Origin of the sequence: Sphingomonas sp. Leaf32, from assembly GCF_001421765.1 — a bacterium.
Classification (GTDB): Bacteria; Pseudomonadota; Alphaproteobacteria; order Sphingomonadales; family Sphingomonadaceae; genus Sphingomonas.
The window spans coordinates 92,921-113,598 of the sequence record NZ_LMLA01000008.1; the positions used below are offsets into that span (position 1 = coordinate 92,921).

The 20,678-nt window shown below is 67.0% G+C and carries 12 protein-coding genes; 7 read left to right on the forward strand and 5 right to left on the reverse strand.

Annotated elements, in window-relative coordinates; translation table 11 throughout:
• The first annotated feature begins 10 nt into the window (after window positions 1-10).
• The gene (locus tag ASE83_RS10985) at window positions 11-2,722 is read left to right on the forward strand and encodes a TonB-dependent receptor (protein WP_055789598.1); all 2,712 of its coding nucleotides are present in this window, start codon (window positions 11-13) and stop codon (window positions 2,720-2,722) included.
• A complete protein-coding gene (locus ASE83_RS10990; protein ID WP_055789601.1) occupies window positions 2,716-3,906 on the forward strand; it encodes a hypothetical protein in 1,191 nt (396 codons plus the stop codon). The genes ASE83_RS10985 and ASE83_RS10990 overlap by 7 nt, the downstream gene beginning before the upstream one ends.
• Here ASE83_RS10990 and ASE83_RS10995 read toward each other — a convergent pair.
• Together ASE83_RS10995 and ASE83_RS11000 are read right to left on the reverse strand one after the other, a co-directional pair.
• Complete coding sequence (locus tag ASE83_RS10995; RefSeq protein ID WP_055789604.1) at window positions 3,900-5,051, reverse strand: ROK family transcriptional regulator; 1,152 nt, start codon at window positions 5,049-5,051, stop codon at window positions 3,900-3,902. The genes ASE83_RS10990 and ASE83_RS10995 overlap by 7 nt on opposite strands.
• Before the next feature lie 85 nt (window positions 5,052-5,136).
• Window positions 5,137-6,009 carry a DUF6528 family protein gene (locus ASE83_RS11000; protein ID WP_055789606.1) on the reverse strand — a complete coding sequence of 291 codons (873 nt, stop codon included), beginning with the start codon at window positions 6,007-6,009 and terminating at the stop codon, window positions 5,137-5,139.
• A 103-nt stretch (window positions 6,010-6,112) separates the two neighbouring features.
• Between ASE83_RS11000 and ASE83_RS11005 the strand changes: the two genes are divergently transcribed.
• Window positions 6,113-8,680: a TonB-dependent receptor gene (locus ASE83_RS11005; RefSeq protein WP_162236612.1), complete on the forward strand. Its 2,568-nt coding sequence runs from the start codon at window positions 6,113-6,115 to the stop codon at window positions 8,678-8,680.
• On the forward strand, window positions 8,677-9,555 hold the full coding sequence (locus ASE83_RS11010; RefSeq protein WP_055789611.1) for a phosphodiester glycosidase family protein: 879 nt from the start codon (window positions 8,677-8,679) through the stop codon (window positions 9,553-9,555). The genes ASE83_RS11005 and ASE83_RS11010 overlap by 4 nt, the downstream gene beginning before the upstream one ends.
• A gap of 228 nt (window positions 9,556-9,783) precedes the next feature.
• On the opposite strand, the gene ASE83_RS11015 is transcribed toward ASE83_RS11010, so the two are convergent.
• Window positions 9,784-12,171: a TonB-dependent receptor gene (locus tag ASE83_RS11015; protein ID WP_055789612.1), complete on the reverse strand. Its 2,388-nt coding sequence runs from the start codon at window positions 12,169-12,171 to the stop codon at window positions 9,784-9,786.
• A 175-nt stretch (window positions 12,172-12,346) separates the two neighbouring features.
• On the opposite strand from ASE83_RS11015, the gene ASE83_RS11020 reads away from it, so the two are divergent.
• Together ASE83_RS11020 and ASE83_RS11025 are read left to right on the forward strand one after the other, a co-directional pair.
• Window positions 12,347-14,134: an arylsulfatase gene (locus tag ASE83_RS11020; protein ID WP_082443295.1), complete on the forward strand. Its 1,788-nt coding sequence runs from the start codon at window positions 12,347-12,349 to the stop codon at window positions 14,132-14,134.
• Window positions 14,131-14,973 carry an SUMF1/EgtB/PvdO family nonheme iron enzyme gene (locus ASE83_RS11025; protein WP_055789613.1) on the forward strand — a complete coding sequence of 281 codons (843 nt, stop codon included), beginning with the start codon at window positions 14,131-14,133 and terminating at the stop codon, window positions 14,971-14,973. The genes ASE83_RS11020 and ASE83_RS11025 overlap by 4 nt, the downstream gene beginning before the upstream one ends.
• Window positions 14,974-15,036: 63 nt before the next feature.
• Here the strand turns inward: ASE83_RS11025 and ASE83_RS11030 are convergent, their stop codons facing one another.
• Window positions 15,037-16,233: a GGDEF domain-containing protein gene (locus ASE83_RS11030; protein ID WP_055789615.1), complete on the reverse strand. Its 1,197-nt coding sequence runs from the start codon at window positions 16,231-16,233 to the stop codon at window positions 15,037-15,039.
• A gap of 251 nt (window positions 16,234-16,484) precedes the next feature.
• Here ASE83_RS11030 and ASE83_RS11035 point away from each other — a divergent pair, with 251 nt between their 5' ends.
• On the forward strand, window positions 16,485-17,714 hold the full coding sequence (locus ASE83_RS11035; RefSeq protein WP_055790220.1) for an HD-GYP domain-containing protein: 1,230 nt from the start codon (window positions 16,485-16,487) through the stop codon (window positions 17,712-17,714).
• A 54-nt stretch (window positions 17,715-17,768) separates the two neighbouring features.
• Here the strand turns inward: ASE83_RS11035 and ASE83_RS11040 are convergent, their stop codons facing one another.
• Complete coding sequence (locus tag ASE83_RS11040; protein ID WP_055790222.1) at window positions 17,769-20,633, reverse strand: TonB-dependent receptor; 2,865 nt, start codon at window positions 20,631-20,633, stop codon at window positions 17,769-17,771.
• Window positions 20,634-20,678 lie beyond the last annotated feature (45 nt).

The following is a 20,678-nucleotide window of genomic DNA, read 5'->3' on the forward strand; positions in this document are numbered from 1 at the left end:
GCAACTACGTTTGGCTTGCCTTCTGCTACTCGGCACGTCGCTGGGCTGCGCGCTGCCGGCATTGGCGCAGACCGAACCCGGCGACCCGGCAGCGGCCGATCCGGCACAGGGGGACGAGATCGTCGTCACCGGCTTTCGCGCTTCGCAGCAGTCGGCGACCCGGGCCAAGCGCCAGTCGGCGGTGATCCTCGACGCCATTTCGCAGGACGATGTCGGCCGCCTGCCCGATCTCAACATCGTCGAGGCAAGCCGGCGGATCACCGGCGTGTCGGTGGTCGGCGGGGCCGATCCGACCAAGAACCGCGACATCTATCAGCGCGCGACGATCCGCGGTCTCGACCCGCGCTACAATCTGGTGACGATCGACGGCATCCCGCTCGCCTCGCCCGACTGGATCTATCGCGGGGCGCGGCTCGACATGCTGCCCTCGTCGCTGGTGTCGCGGATCGAGGCGATCAAGAGCGTCACCGCGCAATATGACCCACACGCGCTCGGCGGGCAGATCAACGTCGTGTCGAAAAGCGCGTTCGACGGTCGCAGCGACCGCTTCTTCGTGGTGAATGCGAACGGAGGGTACAACGACACGGCGGGCAAGCTGATCGAGAAGGGCGGCGCATCGATCCGCACTGATGCGACCGGCGCGCTGCGCTTCGGTCCCGACAAGAGCTTCGGCATCGTCGCCTCGGTTGAATATCAGCGTCTGCCCTCGACCGCGCGGGCCGAACTGCCCGGCGACAGCAACGGTGCGGGCTGGTCCTATTTCACCGCTGCCGGCGCACGCACGCCGTTTCCCAACCTGTCGACCGGCTTCCTCGTCCCGGTGCGCAACCAGGACTATTTCTTCGAGAACATGCGCACCCGGCTCAGCGGCAATCTGAAGCTGGAATGGCGGCCCGACGACGCGACCGAGGTGTCGCTGTTCGGCGGCTATTACCACGACAAGGACGTGGAGACCCGGTACGAGGTCCTGACCCAGCCGACCGGCGCGCCAAGCGCGGTCACCGCGACCAGCGGCGCGTTCGCGCAGGGCGATCTTCAGCAGGGGCTGACCTATCAGCCGGTCACGCGCGATACCTGGCTGATCGACGCGAAGGGCCGGCATGATTTCGGTGGCGGCATCGTCCTCGACACCACGCTCGCGCGGTCGAAGGCGCAGTATCGCGAACTGCGCGAGATGATAAAATACGACACCAACCCGCGCGCCGGCGCGGCGTCCGCCGGGTTCCTGCCAGCCTATGGCTATGGCTACACGATCGTTGACGGACGTCCGCGCCTGACGATCAACGGGACGGCCGCGGCGAACAATCCCGACAGCTACCGCGCGCTCTATTTCCGCACCATCCACCGCGACCTCGATTCAACCGTCGATTTCGGCAAGGTCAATCTGGGGTTCAACGCCACCGCCGACGATCGCGGGTTCGGCGCGAATATCGGTGCGGCGGTCACCCGGACCGATTTGTCCTACGACCAGCGCTATGTCGAATATGTCCCCGCCACCACCGCCGGACAGGCGGCGGTCGGCACATTGTCGGGCATCCTGTACGACCAGCGGCCGGGGACCTATCTGACGCCCGCCGTGCCCTATCTGCTCATCGATCGACCGGCGGCGTGGCAGCGGTTCGCGGCCAATCGCGCGTCGTTCACCACCACCAACCAGATCGCGAACAACGCCGCCGACGATTTCCGCGATCTGGAGACGACCAGGGCGGTCTATGCGCAGGGCCTGTTCCGCGCCGATCGCTTCGACGCGCAGATCGGCGTCCGCTACGACGACACGCATCTGGTCGTCGACACCAATCGGGCGCCTACCACGCGCGGCGCGACCGCCTATGAACCGGTGCGACGCTCGACCGACTACGGCTATTGGCTTCCCTCGGCGCTGGCGACGTATCAACTGGGCGACGGGATGCGGGTCCGCGCGGGCGTGTCGAAGACGATCGGTCGGCCCGACTACAGCCAATATGCCGCGCGCACCTCGTTCGGGATCGGCACCGACGGCACGCTAACGATCAACACCGGCAACCCCGATCTGAAACCGCGCGAGGCGTGGAATTACGACCTGTCGTACGAATGGTACATGCCCGTCGGCATGATCTCGGTCGCCGGGTTCGTGAAGGACATCCGCAACGAGATTTTCACCAGCAGCCAGGTCGGACCGGTGACGACGTTCCAGGGCGTCACCTACCAGAACGTCGTCGTCAGCACGCCGCGCAATGCCGCCGGGGCAAGCGTGAAGGGGCTGGAGATCGGCTATACGATGGATCGCATCGCCGCACTGCCGGGGCTGGGGTTCAACGCCAACTTCACGCTGCTCGACGGTTCCTATCGTCAGCCGGTCAGCGCGGCCGGCATCGCATCGGGGCTGGGCGCGACCCGCAGGACCAGTGGGCTGATCCAGCAGCCGGACTATATCGCCAACCTGACCGCCTTCTACGCGATCGGGCCGGTCGAACTGCGCGGCTCCTACAACCGCATCGGCCGCGCGCTGCAATCGGCCGATGGCGACACGCCGACGCGCGACCTGTATCAGGAACCGCGCCAGCAGGTCGACGTACAGGCGCGCTGGACCCTCCGCGACGGCGTGGAGTTGGTCGGGCAGGTACAGAACCTCACCAAGTCGCCGTTCATCGTCCGGCAGGGCGTCGACCGGGCCTATGTGAATTACTTCTTCCCGGTCGGCCGCACCTTCTGGCTGGGCCTGTCTTGGAAACCGCAATGGTAAGGTACCTTGCGCTTGCCACCGCCGCCGCCCTCGCCCTGGTCCCCGCCATCGCTACGGCGGCGGGTGCGGGCCACCCCGACGAAGTGCGCGTCGTCCTGAAGTTCGTGAAGCGGGACGGCGCGGGCGGCGCGGGCGGCGCGGGCGGCGCGGGCGGCGCGGGCGGCGCGTCCGTCCGCTTCGATCCGGCCTCGTGCAAGACATGCCGGATCGTCGACGAACCGTTGTTCAACGCCGACAATGCGCGCGAAACGGCGATCGCGCTGCAGGTGCCGCGCCGACGCAGCATCGAACTCGCGTTCGAGGCGCGTCCCGCCACCGTTCGGAGGGTGTTGCTGGAATCCGGCGAACTGCCGTTCCGGACGGCCGGCAACCGCATCGTCGTGGCCCTCCCGCCGCTCGCGCAGGATGCGATCACGGCCGCCGAGGTGGCGACCCATATCGTCGAGCCGGGCATGGTCCTGCGCTTCGAACATGCCGACCCCGCGCGGCGTGCCGGCGCCTATGCCGCCGGTCCCTTTCCCTATCTGCAACGGCGTGCCGCCGACGTTCTGGAATTCGCCCAGCGGCAGGTCGTTCGGACGCTGGGCCTTGGCGAAGCAGCGGTGCGGCGGGGATGGGGCACCATCCAGATCATGGGCTTCGACACCAACGCCCCGCACCGCCATGTCGACGCGCCGCCCCATGCCCATATGCACCTGCGCTGGCCGGGCGATACCGGCACGCAGATCGGCCATTACTATATCGACGGCAATGGTTTGCTGTCGCACAACCTGGCCGGGGTGAAGGGGATGGACGTGCCCGAGCGGCGGTTCGGTCGCGGCGCGACCTTCGCCACGATCGCGCCGGATGGTGCGACCGCCTATACCCACCGCATCACCGAACAGGGCTGGCTGGAGATCGGCGATGGACGGGGACGCACCTGCCTGATCCGACCCGCTGCGGCGGACGGCTTCGCCGGTGGCGCGATCGTCGGGTGCCCCGGCGTCGACGAACAGCGCATCACCGTCGTCGACGACCTGAGCGACGGCGTGCTGACGGTGACGACCGGCGACATCGTGGAAACCTTCCGCTACGCGACCGACAGCGGTCTGCTGCTGTCGCCGACCATGGTGCCGCCCAGCGCGCCTTCGGTGCCGCCGCCACAGACGGAAGCAGCGGCGGGTGAGATCGTCAGACCCTATTGAAAGAAGGCGGCGCGGAGCGGCATCATCGCGGCACCGATCGCGGTGGCATCGACCCCGACGGTCGAGTGCACCATGCGCGGCAACGGGCGGCGATGGCCGCGCCGGGCGGGATTCGTGAAGCGCATCTTCGCGATCATCCGGTCGGCAAGCTGCGGTGGCAACCGGCCGCCGAAGACGATCATCTCGGGGTCGAGCGAACCGGAAATGGCGGAGACGACGAGGTTCAGGGAAGGTGCGCAGAGGTCGAGCCATTCCTCCACCGCCGGCGCGGCAAGATCGAGGTCGCGCAGCATCGCGCGCAGGCCGTCATGGACAATCCCGCGCTCCGCCAGATGCGCACGAAGATTTTCGAGATTGGGTTGCGGCCAGCCCTCGGGAATGATCGATGCAAACTCCCCGGCATTTCCCCTCGCCCCGCGCAGCGGCACCCCGCGCGCGAAGACACCGCCGCCGAACCCTGCCGCGAAATAGAGATAGGCGAAATTGGCACAGGTGCGCCCGACACCCAGCATCGCCTCGCCCATCGCGGCCACGTTGCCGTCATTGTCGATCCACACCGGGCCGCCCAACCTGTCCGCCAGCAGTTCGTCGAGCGGTAGCAGCGCCCAGGGATCGAGCGACGTAGGCGGATTGAGCCGGGCGCCGTCGCCGATGAAATAGCCGGTGACGCCGCAGCCGATACCGAGCAGCCGCGCCGGATCGAGGCCGGTCCTTCCGATCGTGTCCGCAATCAGCGCCGCGATCTGCCGCGCACCCGCGTCAAAGTCCGCCAGTTTGAGGGGCGCTCCGGTGTGACCGCGCACCGTCCCGCCCAGATCCATGACCACGAGCGTCACCGCATCGGTCATCACGGAGACGCCGACCGAAAACGCGGCGTCGGCCGCGAGGCGCAGCGGCGCTCCGGGTTTGCCGCGTCCGGCGATCTCGGGCGTTCCCTCCTCCACCAGACCACGGTCGATCAGCGGTTCGATCAGCCTACTCACCGAATGGGGGGCCAGCGCGGTCGCGCGGGCAAGCTCTGCGCGCGAGGCGGCACCGCGCCGCGCCAGCAGCGACATCACGAAACGTTCGTTCGCGGTGGCCGTCCGCTGGCCATCAGCGCGCAGGAAGCGGGGATCGAAGGCGCCGGCATGTCGGTCAGTCATCCGCTTCTTGCGCCGCGCGCGGGACCGGTTGTCAAGCCTGTCGATACGCCCGGCATCGTCCCGGCATGGCGGCCGGTCATCGCCGTCATCGCACCCAGCGCACCTTGTAGAGGTGGATGCCGTCGAGTGCGATCCGCTGCCGGTCGCTGCCGTCCGCCGCCATCACGGTGAAACCATTCGCCCACCAGCTCTGCTCCGCCTGGACCCAGGCGATCCGGTCGCCCGCCGCGCTGACCGACTTGATCCGCAGCGCGGGATTGAGGGGGGCGTAAAGGGCGAAGCTGCCGTTCGCAGGGTCGAACCGCCAGGTGCCATCGTCGGTCGTCACCCAATAACGACCGTCATCGCCGAGCGACAGGTCGTGCCCGTCGCGGCGCCCCGGCAACGTCCAGCGCGCGGTTTCGCGCAGCCGCGCAAATCGCCCGCTACCGGTCAGGCGAAAGGCCTGCACCAGATCATGCGACAGCACGAACAGTCGGCGTCGCCGTGCGTCCCAGACCGCGCCATGGCCCGAGGGCAGCGGCTCGGTCTGCAGCACCTGCTCGCTGCGCCGCCGGTCATAGAGTTGCAGCCGGTCGCCATCGGGCGCGATCGACAGCGCGACGGCGATGCGGCCACCGGGCAGCAGCGCCGCCGAATGGGCCATGGGAACCCGAGCGCGAAATCCCGTGCGGCCGGTCGCACGATCGATCAGCACCGCACCGCCGGTCGAGGCGGTGACGAGGATCGAGCGACCGCCATCGACCGGCTTGCATTCGTCGATATGGCTCAGCAGCCGCTCGCGATAGTCGGCCGGCAGGTCGCGTGCGTCACGCGCGCTCCACCGCCATGTCTCGACCGCGCCATCGGGGGTGATTCGCAGTTCGCGGACCTGATCGTCGCCACAGGCATAGGCGGTCCGCGCCGGTTCGTCCGCTACGGCCATCGCCAGAAACGTCATCAAAATCAGCATCGTCATCCCTCGTTCCGATCCCCGTCACGCCGCACCGGTCGCGGCGTCATGTTTATGTCACCTATAGTGCATAAATGACGGCCGTGTTGCTGATTCAGGGGGTATGACGATGTTTCGATCCACCAAGACATTGCGGGCGGTAATGCTCTCCGCCGCCGTTCTTCCGCTTCCCACCATCGCGCAGGAGGCACCCGCGCCGGCGTCGTCCGAGCCGACGGACGACATCGTCGTCACCGGCTACGCGCGCCAGAACATGCGCGCCATCGCCGCCAAGCGCGACAATGACCGGATCGGCGAGTTCCTCGCCAGCGACGAGATCGGGCAACAGCCCGACTATAATATTTCCGACAGCTTCCGCCGCCTGCCCGGCGTCACCACCGTCTTCGACGAGGACGAGGGTCGCTATGTCGGCATCCGCGGCATGAACCCGAACTTCACCATGGGCACGCTGGACGGCGCCGTGCTGGCCACTGCCGAGCGCCAGAACCGCCAGCTCAACATGGAGGCGATCCCGACCACCGCCGTCTCCGCGCTGGAGGTCATCAAGTCGCGCACCCCCGACATTGAGGGCAACGCCATCGGCGGCATCGTCAATCTGCGGACCCGCTCCGCCTTCGATCGGGGCATCCGCACCTTCGTCGGCAATGCCTTTATCGGCACCTCGGACAGCCGCGCCGTGCCGGGCAAGGGTTTCAACCGGCCATCGGACGACGGCATCAACTATCGCGCCGATGCGACCGTGGCGACCCGCTTCGGCGTCGACGAGACCTGGGGCTTCGTGCTGACGGGTGCCTATAGCCGCAAGCGCCGCGACCAGGAGCGGCTGAACCCGACCGGCTACACGCTCGTCAACGGCGTCCCGGTGGCCAGCGGCATCATCTCGGCCGGCTATCCCAACACGGTCGATCGCTATGGCGGGACCGCGAAGCTGGAATGGCGTCCCGATCCGCGCCTCCAGCTGGACGTGTCGGGGACCTATTTCCAGCAGTCCGACAATGAACTGCGCCACCAGCAGCAGCTGACCCGCGGCACCGTCGACGCCACCCGCACCAATGGCGGCACGGCCCGCGTCGGCACTGCCGGCGGATTCCTGCGCTTCAACGACTTCCCGCTCGAAAAGCCGCTCTATGTCGCGCAGGGCCGGGCGCAATGGACCGGCGACGACGGGCACCACGCGGCCGTCCGCGGCAGCTGGTCGCGCGCGATCTTCCTCGAGGCGTCGAACCAGGTGCAGTTCAACCTGCCGACCAGCGTCGCCAACGCCTATAGCCAGACGATGGCCGACGGCGTGCCGATCGCAGTGCTCGACAATCCGGCGGTCTTCACCAATCCGGCAAGCTATGGCTTTGCCTCCTACACCCCCTATCGCGACCGCTCGCTCGACCTGGTGCGCGAGGGGCAATTCGACTGGGGCTATCGCGATACCGCGCGGGACCGGGGATTGGGCATCGGCGCGGGGATGAAGTACCGCGCCGCCACGCGCGATTTCGACACGCGGCAGGCGGTATGGGGTCCGGCCACCGGCACCACATTAAACGCCGCCGGGTTCGTGCTGCCCGACCGCTGGTCCCCGCTCTACACCGGCGGGCAGGACCGCCCGCAGCCGCTGATCGATTTCGCGGCGTTCCAGCGCTACTTTTTGGAGAACCCGTCGCGCTTCACGCTGAACGCCGCCCAGACGACGCTGAACGAACGGCGTTCGGACTATGTCGTCGATGAGAAGGTCATGGCCGCCTATGTGCTGTTGCGCCACACCGGCGATCGTCACTCGCTCATCACCGGCGTCCGCTATGAGGATACCGAGACGACGATCGATGGCTTCCGCGTCGCCGGCAGCGCGCTGACGCCGCTCACGCGCGGGTCCGATTACGGCACCTGGCTGCCATCGGCGACGTTCAACTACGAACTGGCCGATCCGCTCAAGCTGCGCCTCGGCTATTACAAGGCGATCGGGCGACCCAGCCCGAGCGACCTCGGCACCAACGAGACGCTGAACCAGACGACGCTGGTGCTGACGCGCGGCAATCCCGACCTGCGCCCGCGCGTCGCGCAGAATTTCGATGCCAGCCTCGAATATTACATGCCGGGCGACGCCGGGCTGTTGTCGCTGGCCACCTTCTACAAGGACATTCGCGACGACATCTATTCGCGGGCGGCCGGCACCGCCGTGATCGACGGCACGACCTATCAGGTCACGCAGCCGCAGAACCTCGCAGGATCGCGCGTTTTCGGCGTCGAAGGGGCGCTGGTCGTCAACAAGTTGCGCTTCCTGCCGGGACCATTGGCGGATTTCGGCATGTCGCTGAACGCCACCTATCTGAACGGCAGATCGCGCTTTCCGGGAGGCGGCAGCTTCGACCGGCTGACGCAGCAGCCCGAATTCCAGGGCAATGCGGCGCTCTTCTACCAGCGCGACTGGCTCCAGGCGCGGGTAAGCTATGCGCATATCGGGCGGCAATTTACCTCGATCAGCCCGACGGCCCCGCTGACGAACCGCTACGACCAGCCGTTCGACCAGCTCGACCTGCAGACCCGCATGACGTTCGGTGCGATCCAGATCATCGGCGAGGTCCGCAACGCGACCAACGCGCACCGGGAGAATTTCGACGGCTTCGGCACGCGCGACCAGAATTTCTTCGGTCGCCAGTTCTGGCTCGGCGCGGCGGTGAAGCTGTGAGCGCGGGTCTCGCCCTGCTGGCGCTGATGGCGGCAGGGCAGGCCGTGCCCGGGGCGGACCGGCCGCTGTTCGACGGTGTCACCTACCGGGAGGAGCAGCGCGTCGACGCCGGCGCCGAGCCGGTGGTGATCCACATCGTCACCCTCGACCTGACGCGAGCGGGCCTGCGCCTGGGGGTGACCCCGCCCGACCGGTCGCGCAAGATGGAATATGTCGCGCATACCGTCCGCGCGGCGCTGGTCGCCAACCGCGCACAGGTCGCGGTCAACGCCAGCTATTTTCTGCCCTTCTTCGGCGGATCGCCCAAGAGGGACGATTATTATCCGCATGACGGGGAGCCGGTGTCGGTGTCCGGCGCGGCGATCGGCGCCGGGCGCGTCGCCTCTCCGGAGGAAAACGACCAGGACCTGCGCGTCGCGGCCATCCTGTGCATCGGCCGCCGGACCGTCATCCTCCCCGGGCAGCGCTGCCCGAAGGGAACCCGCGACGCCATCGCCGCCGGCCCGCATCTGTTGCAGGACGGCAAGCTTGTCCCGCTTCACCGCGCCCTCGCCGCAGAGGGCGGCAAAGGTCCGCGCACCGCGTTCGGGCTGTCGTCCGACCTGCGGCGCGCATGGATCGTCGTGATCGATGGCCGGCAAAAGGGCTATAGCATGGGCGCGGACAATGCCGCGCTGGTCGCGCTTTTCCGGAGTCTGGGGGCCAGCGATGCGATGAGCTTCGATGGCGGCGGCTCCTCGACGCTCGCCATCGCGATGGACGATGGCGCCACGGTCCTCAACCGGCCGATCCATACCGGCGTGCCCGGACGGGAACGGCCCGTCGCGAACGAACTGCTGGTCTTCGCGCGCCCGCTCCCCTTGACGGCGCGCTGATGATGCCATCGGGCAGATGACACGATCGAAGCATCCACCCGATGCCGCCGGGTCGGTACTTGCCGCGCAGGTTGGAGTTTGATCCATCCTTGTTGACGCAGGCGTCATCCCGGCGACAGCACTCTGCAGGAGCCGCTAGAAACCGCAGCCTTCGCTGAGGTGACGTTTCACCAAGATGGATCAAACGCCAGCAGGCCACGTCCATCATCGCCTCGGCACCCGCCTCGACTACAGCCGGGTGCGCAGCGTGATCCCATAGGTTCGCGGATCGCCCAGCGTACCGGTGATCGCGCCGGTATTGGCGGCGGCGCGCGACAGGAAATAGGTTTCGTCGGTCACGTTGCGACCCCACAATTGAATGTCGAACAGCCCGTCGTCGGTGCGGAAGCCCAGGCGGAGGTTCAAGAGGTCGTAGGCCGGGATGACCGAATACCGGCTGAGGCTGGCGGTGGTGTTGGTGCTCGATCGATAGCTGTAGTCGCTGCCGAAATAGACCTCGCCTGATCGGCCCGCCATATTTGCGATCGGTGCACGGACCTCACCCCCGGCCGAGGCCGCCCATTCCGATACGCCGGGCAGGCGCCGGCCCGACAGGTCGCACAGCGCCCGCCCGGTGATCTCGATCGGGCATGGCGCATTGGCATAGGAGATGTAGCGCGCATCGTCATAGGTGCCCGATCCGTACAGCGTCAGCCAGCGGGTCGGCGTCGCGCGCACATCGCCCTCGAACCCGCGCGTGCGGACCTTTGCCGCGTTGGTGAAGAAGCTAACTCCGTTGCGTTCGATGTCGATGATCGTCGTCTGATAGTCCTTCACGTCCGTCCAGAAGGCGGCGGCGTTGGCGGTGAGCCGCCCGCCGAACCAAGTCGTCTTCACGCCCGCTTCGTAGCTGTCGATCGTCTCGGGCGCGATCACCGGGTTGGCGGCGAATTGCCCGGTGGTCGTGATATTGGCGAGGTTCAGTCCGCCGAACTTGTTGCCGCGCGCATAGGTCACATAGCCCAGCACCGGCGGAGCGACCTTCCACGACAGCGTCGCCTGTCCCGACAGCCGCCCGGCCTTCGTATCGGCCGCATAGCGATTGGCGATACCGTAGCGCGAGCGGATGGTCTGCGCCGCCGCCTGCTGTGCCGTCGTCAGCTGGCCAAGCGAACGGCCGGTCGCGATCTGATCGAAATAGCCGCTCTTAGTCTCATAGGTATAGCGCAGGCCGGTGGTCAGATCGACGCCGGGCACGATATGCCATGTCGTCTGGGCGAACGCGGCATAGCTGTCGGTGACGGGGCGCGACTGGCTGACGACGTTATAGTCGTTGAGCGCCGCCGCGCCGACCGCTGCATTGGTCGTCGGCGGCAGGAACCAGTCGGCGGCGCGGGTGCCGTAGCGGTTCACCGCCTCCGCGCGGATCGACTGGTAGAGATAATAGAGGCCGGCGACATAATCGACCGGGCGGTCGCCGTTCGACGCGATGCGCAGTTCCTGGCTGACCTGTCGCTGTTCGTTGCTCTGGTGGAAGTCGGCGCCCGCATCGATGCTGGTGCTGTCGCCGTCGTTATGCGGATACCAGTTCCACGCGCGATACGCCGTGACCGAGGTCAGCGTCGCCGCCCCCAGATCGAGATCGGCGGTCAGGTTGATGCCGTGCTGGTTCATCGCATAGCGCGGGTTCGCGTCGACATCGGTGGTCCGGAACGCCGGATCGGCGGGCACCGGGCTGTAGCCCAGCCGCGCGGCGCGATCATAATAGTTGTTCGCGAAGTTGGTGCCGTTGTCGTAAGCACGGATCGCGCCCAGCAGGATGGTACCGGCGGTGAAGGAATGCTGCCGCCCCCAATCGCCGATCAGGCGCAACGTCAGCGTATCGGTCGGCTTGTAGAGGAGTTGCCCCCGCACGTTGAGGTCGTGGAAATCCTGCCCTAACCGCCCGTCGAAGCGGTTCAGGGTGAAGCCGTTGCGATCGGTCTTCGACACGAACAGCCGCGCGGCGAGGCTATCGGTGATCGGTCCCGACACATAGGCATGGAGCTGGCGGAAGCCGACATTGCCGAGCGACACGTCGCCGCCGGCCTCCGGCTCGAACGTCGGGGCCTTGGTCGTGACGACCACCGCGCCGGCCGAGGTGTTCTTGCCGAACAACGTCCCCTGCGGCCCGCGCAGCACCTCGATCCGTTCGAGGTCGGCGAGGTCGAACACGGTCTGTCCCGGCCGCGCCAGATAGACGCCGTCGACATAGACGCCGACCGCCGGCTCAAGCCCGTCATTATAGACGGCGACGTTGTTGCCCAGCCCGCGGATATTGATGCTGGTGTTGCGCGGGTTGGTGTTGGTGACGACCAGGCTGGGGGTAAGCTGTTGCAGGTCGCGCAGATTATAGGTGCGGGTGGATTCGATCTGCGCCGCCCCGAACGCATTGATCGCGATCGGCACGTCCTGGCTGCGCTCGGCCCGGCGGCGCGCGGTGACGACGATGTCCTCGCCACCCTCCGCCGGTTCGGGTGCGTCGGCGTCGACTTCGGCGGTAGTCGGCACCGGATCGGCCGCAAAGGCCGGTGCGGCGCACAGTGCGGCACCGGCGAACAGGGCGAGGCGAAAGGCGCGGGCGGGCGAAGTCGGCATCGATGGTCCTCGGTCACGAATGGCGGCGGCACCCGCCGGACCGGCACTGGCTAGAATGGAGACGCCATCGAAACGAACGCACTAATTCCCACTGTATTGGTAGATTATCTTTATTGTCGGCGCCATGAGCCTCGCTATGCCCGTGCGCACGACTTTCGCTACCCAAGGAGTGCCCATGCCGGCCAAGCCCCTGATCGCCGCCCTCCCCGCGCTGCTGTTCGCCCTTCCCGCCGCCGCCGCGCCCGAGACGCCGCCGGTGGCGGCCGCACAGTCTGCGCCGACGGTCGCGCCAAAGGGTTCGCCGAACTTCCTCGTCATCGTCGCCGATGATCTGGGCTGGTCCGACATCGGCGCGTTCGGCGGCGAGATCGCGACCCCGAACCTCGACGCGCTGGCGCTGTCGGGGGTGCGCTTCACCGGTTTCCACACCGCCCCTACCTGTTCGCCGACGCGATCGATGCTGATGAGCGGGGTCGACAATCATCAGGCGGGGCTAGGCACCATGGCCGAACTGCTGAGCGATGCGACGCGTGGCCGGCCGGGCTATGAAGGCTATCTCAACGATCGGGTCGCCTCGATCGCCGAACTGTTGCGCGCCGGCGGCTATGCCACGGTGATGTCGGGCAAATGGCACCTCGGCCTCACCCCCGATCGTGAACCGGCGGCGCGCGGGTTCGAACATAGTTTCGCGCTGTTGCAGGGGTTGTCGAACCATTTCGGCGCGGACCAGAATGCCGCTTGGAAGAAGGCCGGCCTCGACCCCAGCTACCGCGACGACGGCAAGCCCGCCGCCCTTCCTGCCGGCCGCTATTCGACCGATTATTTCACCGACCGGCTGATCGGCTATCTCGACCAGGCAAAGCGCGCGGGCGACGACCGGCCGTTCTTCGCCTACCTTCCCTTCACCGCGCCGCACTGGCCGCTACAAGCTCCGCCGGAAACGATCGCCAAATATAAGGGCCGGTACGACACGGGATATGAAGCGCTGCGCGAGGCGCGGCTCGCCCGTCAGAAGCAACTGGGGCTGGTGCCCACTGATGCCGTCGCCCATGCCACCGAGCAGGTCCGCCCCTGGGCATCGCTGACCCCGGAGGAACGCGCGATCGAGGCGCGCAAGATGGAGGTCTATGCAGCGATGGTCGACCGGCTCGACCAGAATGTCGGGCGGGTGATCGCCGCGCTGAAGGCGCAGGGCCGCTATGACGATACGATCATCCTGTTCCTGTCGGACAACGGCCCGGAAGGAAATGTGATCGACGCCCCCTCGCCCCGGTTCAGGATCGCCGATCCGAAGGCTCCCCCGGCCGATCCCGATGCGCCGCCGCCGGTCGACCCGTCGCTTGGCATCGACAACCGCCTCGCCAACATCGGCGCGGCGACCAGCTATGTCGGCTATGGTCCGGGCTGGGCGCAGGCCAATTCGACGCCGTCGTGGCTGGTGAAGGGCTATCCTACCGAGGGCGGTATCCGGGTCAGCGCCTTTGCCGCGGGCAAGGGTGTGGCCGGCGGCGGACGCATCGCCACCACCAATCTCGACGTGCGCGACATCGCGCCGACCCTGCTCGACTATGCCGGACTGACCCAGCCCAAGAGCTTTGCCGGCCGCCCGATCGTGCCGCATCAGGGGCACAGCCTGCGTCCGGTCCTTGCCGCCACCGCCCCGGCGGTCCGCACGGCGGACGAAGCCGTCGGCTATGAACTCTTCTACCGCCGCGCCTTGCGCAAGGGCGACTGGAAGGCGGTGTACCTGCCGGCCGGCACCAATCGCTATACCCGCAAGGGCGTCAGCACCGGACGCTGGCAGTTGTTCGACGTCGCCCGCGATCCGGGTGAGACGCACGATCTGGCGGCGGCCGAACCGGCCCGGCTCGCCGAACTGGTCGCCGCCTATGACGTCTATGCCAGGGAAAAGGGCGTCGTACCCCTGCCCGGAGCCGCCGCGCCTACCGGTGCCAAGCCGTGAAGCCGGCGACGGCGCTGCTGCTGGCCGTGGCGGGGCTGGCATCGACCGGTGCATATCGCCCGACCCCGCGCTGCGACGCGACCGACCGCTGCGTCGCGATTCCGGCCGGTACGGTGCTGCTGGGCGAGGATGGTGCTGGCCGTCCAGGGACGGCGACGCCGGTCGCCGCGTTTCGTATCGACGCGCATGAAGTCACCAACCGCCAGTTCGCCGCCTTCGTCGCTGCCACCGGCCATCGCACCCGTGCCGAGCGCGATGGCGGGTCGGCGGTGTTCGTCGCGCCGACCGAACCTGTCCCGCTGAACGATGCCGCGCGCTGGTGGCGGTTCGTGAAAGGCGCCGACTGGCGGCATCCGCAGGGACGGGCAAGTTCGATCGACGGGCATTGGCAGGACCCGGTCGTCCATGTCGACCGGTCCGACGCCGCCGCCTATGCCGCTTGGGCCGGCGGCTTCCTGCCGAATGTCGACCAGTGGGAACGTGCCGCCCGCGGCGGACAGACGACGCTGCGCGACGCCATGACCTGGGCATTCGATCACGGCAAGGCGCGCGCGAATGTGTGGGAAGGCGTCTTCCCGATCGTCGATACCGCCGCCGACGGCTATGCCGGAATCGCCCCCGTCGCGCGCTTTCCGGCCAACGACCTCGGCCTGTACGATATGGTCGGCAATGTGTGGGAATGGGTCGCGGGCGACGGACCGGTCGGGCTGGTCAAGGGCGGCAGTTTCCTGTGCGCGACCAACTATTGCGCGAACTTCCGCCCCGCCGCCTTCCAGGCGCAGGAACAGGACTTCCCCACTTCGCACATCGGGTTCCGCGTGGCGTATCGCTATCGGTGAACTATGATGAACAGTTGGAACAGAGGGTCGACGGCGACGCGGTGACCTGCGCGCCGGGATAGGTCATGCTGCCATGCGGGCGTGATCGACCACCTGGTTGCGGCCCTGCGCCTTGGCGGCATAGAGCGCGCTGTCGGCCTGCGCGATCAGCCGTTCCCACGTCGCGTTCCGGTCGGCGATATGGCTGTACCCGGCGCTGACCGTACAGCGTAGTTCGGTACCGTCGTCGAGGCGGATGGCCATCGCCTCGATCGCGGCGCGAATGCGTTCGGCGATCTCCGCCGGACTGGTATCGGGACCTTGCTCCAACAAGACCATGAACTCCTCGCCCCCCACCCGCGCGACGAGGTCGGCGGACCGCACCGTCCGGGCGATCCGCGCTGCAACCGCCGCCAGCGCCGCGTCCCCCGCCAGATGCCCCCAGCGATCGTTCAGCCGCTTGAAATGATCGATGTCGAGCAGGATCAGCGCGACGTTCCCGCCGTCATGGGCCAGCGACGCCACGCGCCTGGTACCGGTTTCCCACATCACCCGCCGGTTCGACAGGCCGGTCAGCGTGTCGCGCGTCGCCTGCCAGATCAGTTGTTCGTTCAGTTGCCGGGCGATCATCCACAACAGGCAGATGGCGATCATCCAGGTCAGCAGCAGGCGCGTGACCAGCCCCACGACCGAGCTTAGCTCGAAGGCTACGCTGTCCTCCGCACCCGCCAGTACCGCGATACTGCGCAGGGCCATGACACCGGCCAGGGCGAAATGGAAGCCCGCCGCCAATCGCGCCGGCGGACGGCGGGGCAGATCGGCATGACGCCATAGCGCGATGCCCGTGGCGACGGTCAGCGTTCCGCGCAGCGTGCAGCCCAGGATCAGCATGACGCCGAAATCGGGCGTCGCACGCGTCAGCGCGTAGCAGACTTCCACGACGGCAAGGATCGCCGCGACCGCGATCGGCCAGTTGTCCCGGCGCGGACGGTCGAGGAACAGGTTGGTGGCGACCAGTGCGACCGCCGTTCCCGCATCGATCGTCAGATTGGCCATCAGCGGCATACGCCGCACCGTGAGTCCGAAGGCTTCGGACAGCAGCGCGCCGAACCCCGCCGCCAGCAGCAGGTTGGCGATGCTCCAGAACAACAGGCTGACCGGCCGCTTGAGGTCGTTCGTCGCGTACCAGAAACACAGGAACAGCAGCGCCGACGCGAACGAGGTCAGCGCATTGACGAACAACATCGTCGTCAGGTCGATCTGGTAGCCGAACGCGATCATCGCGGCACCATAGACAACCTGTATTTAAAATTCCCTGACGAGACACCGATGCCTACGCGTTCCCGACAGATAAATACTGTCATGGTTAAAGTATCGATGAGGCAGGATCAGCGTCCGTGTCCTTGGGATGATTTGCTATGGGTTAATACACTCCGAATGAATTTCGACATATTCCAACGGCCCGCCGCCACATAACCTTTTGCAAACATAATTGCGGTAGCCCGGGATACGACAGGAGGGTGGTGGCGGGGATGATCGTTCGTATTGCCGTGCAGGACTTGCGGCCGGGCATGTATATCGACTCGATCGAATGTTCGTGGCTGGAAAGCCCCTTCTGGCGGCGGCGCTTCGCCCTCCGCGATGCCGAGGACATCGCGCGGTTGAAACAGTCCGCCATCGCCTTTGTCGCGATCGACACCGACCGGGGGCTGGCGCCGGTATCGCCCGTCGTTCCCGCCGCCGTGTCGATGGCGATCGACCTGCCGATCGCGCACGGACGGCGGAGCCGCGCGGTCCCCGCGACCGAGAGCCTGGAAACCATGCTGGAGCGTTCCAAGCAGCAGGTTCATGCGCTGTTTCAGGACGTCCGGCTCGGACGGAACGTCACGGTCGCGGCGGTCAGCCCGCTGGTCGACGACATCACCCTGCGGGTACGGCGCGACGCGGTGGCGATGGTCGCCGGAACACGGCAAAAGCCCGCCGACGACTATACCTATCTCCATTCGATCGCGGTCTGCGCGTTGCTGATCCAATTGGCGATCCATCTCGGCTTCGACGACGAACAGGTGCGGGCGATCGGCGCCGCCGGGTTGCTGCACGATATCGGCAAGGCGACGACCCCGGACGAAATCCTCCTGAAACCCGGCGTGCTGGATGCCGGCGAGCTGGCCGTGATGCGACGCCATGCCGCGAGCGGCCATGCGATCCTGCGCGACTTGGGCGAAGCGGACGGCATCACGCTGGACGTGTGCCTGCATCATCACGAACGGCTAGATGGACAGGGCTATCCCGAAGGATTGGCGGCCGACGCGATCAGCATCCATGCGCGGATGGCCGCGATCTGCGACGTGTACGACGCGGTGACGTCGATCCGGCCGTACAAGCGGCCCTGGTCGCCGAACGAAGCGCTGGCGCGGATGGGCAGCTGGGAGGGGCATTTCGATCCGGTGCTGCTGGACAGCTTCATCACCATGCTGGGCATTCATCCCGTGGGCGCGCTGGTCCGGACCCGGTCGAACCGCCTGGGCATCGTCCTCGACGGGTCGGTCGATCCGTTTCACCCGCGGGTGCGCACCTTCTTCGACGTGCCGCCCGCCGCGTTCCTCGCGCCCGAGGATGTCGACACCGCGCACGATCCGGTCCTGCGGCGCGAACGGGAAGGCTATTGGTTCGGCGACAACTGGCCGGCGATCGTCGCCAGCATCGGCGAGAACCGGCGATTCGACCCGCCGTCCCTGCCCCACCGATCAAGCGGTGCCTGACCATCCGATCGCGCGTAGCGGCGCGATCGGATGGTCAGGCACCCGTAGCCGGCCTTACATCTTCCAGGTGGCGGTCAACAGCGAGGTGGTGCCCGAATTGACGATGTCCGACACCGCCAGGCTGTTCTTCCCAATATGCGCCCAATAGCTGTAGGTGTTGAAGACGTTCGATACCGACACGTCCAGCTTCAGCCGCTCGGTCGCGGCGAACCCGGCGTGCAGGTCGACGCGGTTGATCGGGCGGACCCATACATTGTCCCAGCTCGACCCCTTGCCCAGCGTATCGTAGATCGAGACATAGCTGCCGGCATGGTTGTAGTTGATGTCGAACGTCACCGGCCCGCTTTCGTAGAACAGCTGCGCATTGGCCAGCAGGTCCGGCGCGTTCTGGATCCGGTCCATCCGCGTGCCGTCGCCCAGCACGTCGACCTTCGTCCATTGCCGGGTGACGTTGCCCGCGACGCCGAACCCGCTCAGGAAGCCGGGCAGCCCCGACAGCTTCTGCCGCGCCGCCAGTTCGATGCCGTAGATGTCGCCCGACCCACCATTTTGCGGTTGGAAGGTGACCGTGCCCTGAGTCACGCCGACATTGGTGCCGGTGACGATGCCGGCATTGCTGCCATTGTCGTAGATATAGTTGTTCAGCCGCTTGTAGAAGGCTGACAGCAGGATGTGGCCACCCTGATCGAAATCCCATTCGCCCGACGCATCGACGTTGATCGCGCGGATCGCCTTCAGGTCCGGGTTGCCGCGGGTGACGGTGGTTACCCCGCCCGACACGACGGTGTTGGCCCCGCCGCCCAGCTGAAGGAACGGCGGCCGGACATAGCTGGTCCAGATCGACGCGCGGTACACGGCGCTGCGGTTGGGCCGGTAATTGGCGGCGATGCTGGGCAACACGGCATCGAAGCGCGCGACGTTGTTGCCGAACGCGCCGGTGCCGGTCACCCCGTTGACGTTGGGCGTGACCCAGAAGGTGTTGCGGATGTCGGTATGTTCGTAGCGGACACCGGGGATCAGTTCGAGGTTGCCGATATCGACCTGCGCCATGGCATAGGTGGCATAGACGGTTTCGGTCGCGCGCTGCGTGTTGCAGTTGAAGCTGTTGATCGGATTGCTGCCGCAGGTGTCGATCGTCGCATCGGTCGCGCCGCCCAGACGGTCGAACAGCGCGAACAGCTTCTTCTGGTCGATTTCCGGCACGTCCCAGCCATAGCGGCCCGGCCAGACGCTGGGATAGGTCTTCGAAATGATGCCGAGGTCGCCGAAGGTGTTCGCGGTGCCGTATCCCGGCACGGTATAGTCGCGGTTGGTGATCTTGCGGCTGCTCTCCTCGATCCGCACACCGGCCTTCACGAAGCGCAACGCGCTGCCCTCGACATCGTAGCGCAGATCGATCTTCGCACCGCCCTTGCGCTGGCTGCTGGTCTGCGGCGTATATTCCGGCGCTCCGCCCGCCGCCGGCATCCCTGCGACATTGTTCAGCGCATCGTACAGCCGCTGCGGCAACAGCGGTTCGGGATAGCCGTTGCGATAGCCGAACAGCGTGCCGCCGCCGAACGCCAGCCCGTTGCCGTCGGTGCCCAGCGTGCGCGCCGCGACCTCGATATGGTTGGGCCGCGCGTTGGTGCCCCAGCTGTAGAACAGGTTCGGCGCGATCGTCAGCGCGCCGACATGATGTTCGCCGCCGATCTGCGCGGTGCCCAGCTTGGCCAGCGCCGGGTTGGTTTCGTACCAGAACCGGGTCGAGACGTTCGACAGGACCGGCGCGTACAGCCCGTTGCCGAGCGGCGTGCCCGCCGACCCGGTCTTCTTGTTCATCGCGATGATCTGGGTCAGGTGGCTGTTCTGTTCGGTATTAGCCTGCGCATAGGTGACGCGCGCATAGACGGCGGTGTCGTCGTCGGGGCGCCAGTCGAACGTGGCGTTGCCGCCATAGCGTTCGGTCGATCCCGACGACATGCCGAAATTGGCCCCGGTCAGGATCAGGTTCGCCGCCGGATCGAGGTTGGACGGGTTCGACCCGTCCGCATTCTGCACCGCGAAATCATAGCCGAAGTCGCAGCAGCCCGATGCCTGGATGCCGCCGACCAGGCTGTTGGCATAATGGCGGATGTCGTAGAAGCCGCTGATATAGAAACCGAACTGCTGGTCCGGCCCGAATTTGGTCGAAACGTCGCCACCGACATTATAGCCCAGCCCATCCTTGCCATAGGCGCGCGCACGGCTTTCAAGCCGCCCGCCGACGGTCACGCTGGCGCGCAGGCCGTCGCGATAGTCGAAGGCCGATGGCGTGCGGAAATCGATCGTCCCACCGATGGCGTCGCCCAGCATGTCAGGCTGCGACGTCTTGTTCAGCACGATCGTCTGCAACCCCGATGGCGGCAACAGGCTGAGCTGGACGCCGCGGCTATAGGGATTGCCCTGCGCCACGTTGACGCCGTTGATGAGGTTGAGGTTGTATTCGGCGTTCAGCCCGCGCACCGACACGAACATGCCCTCGCCGCGCGACGCGCCGTCGACACCGCCGGCAAAGGCCGAGCCGGTGTTCATCACGTTGATGCCGGGCAGCAGCCCCAGCGCTTCGGCGACGTTGTGGACGGCGGTATGCGCCAGATCCTCGGCAGACAGGACGTTGGTGGTGTTCGCCGACCGCATCTGCAGGTCGGTCGCTTCGTACCGGTTGCCGACGACCAGGATGTCGTCCCCCGCGACATCGGCCGCCGCCTGTGGCGCGACGTCGGGCGCGCGGGCCGGGGCGGAGGCGTCCGCCTTGCGATCGGCGGCGTCCTGTGCCGCCGCTACTCCCTGAACGGGACCGGGGGCCACTTCCTGCGCCGCGGCACCGGTGGCGACGACCGCCCCCGCCAGCAGCATCGTTCCCGCCAACAATCGCGCGCGCAAGGTCGTCCCGCCCATGTCCCGTCCCCCGAAATCCGCCGGCATGGTGCCGGCTTTCTTGGG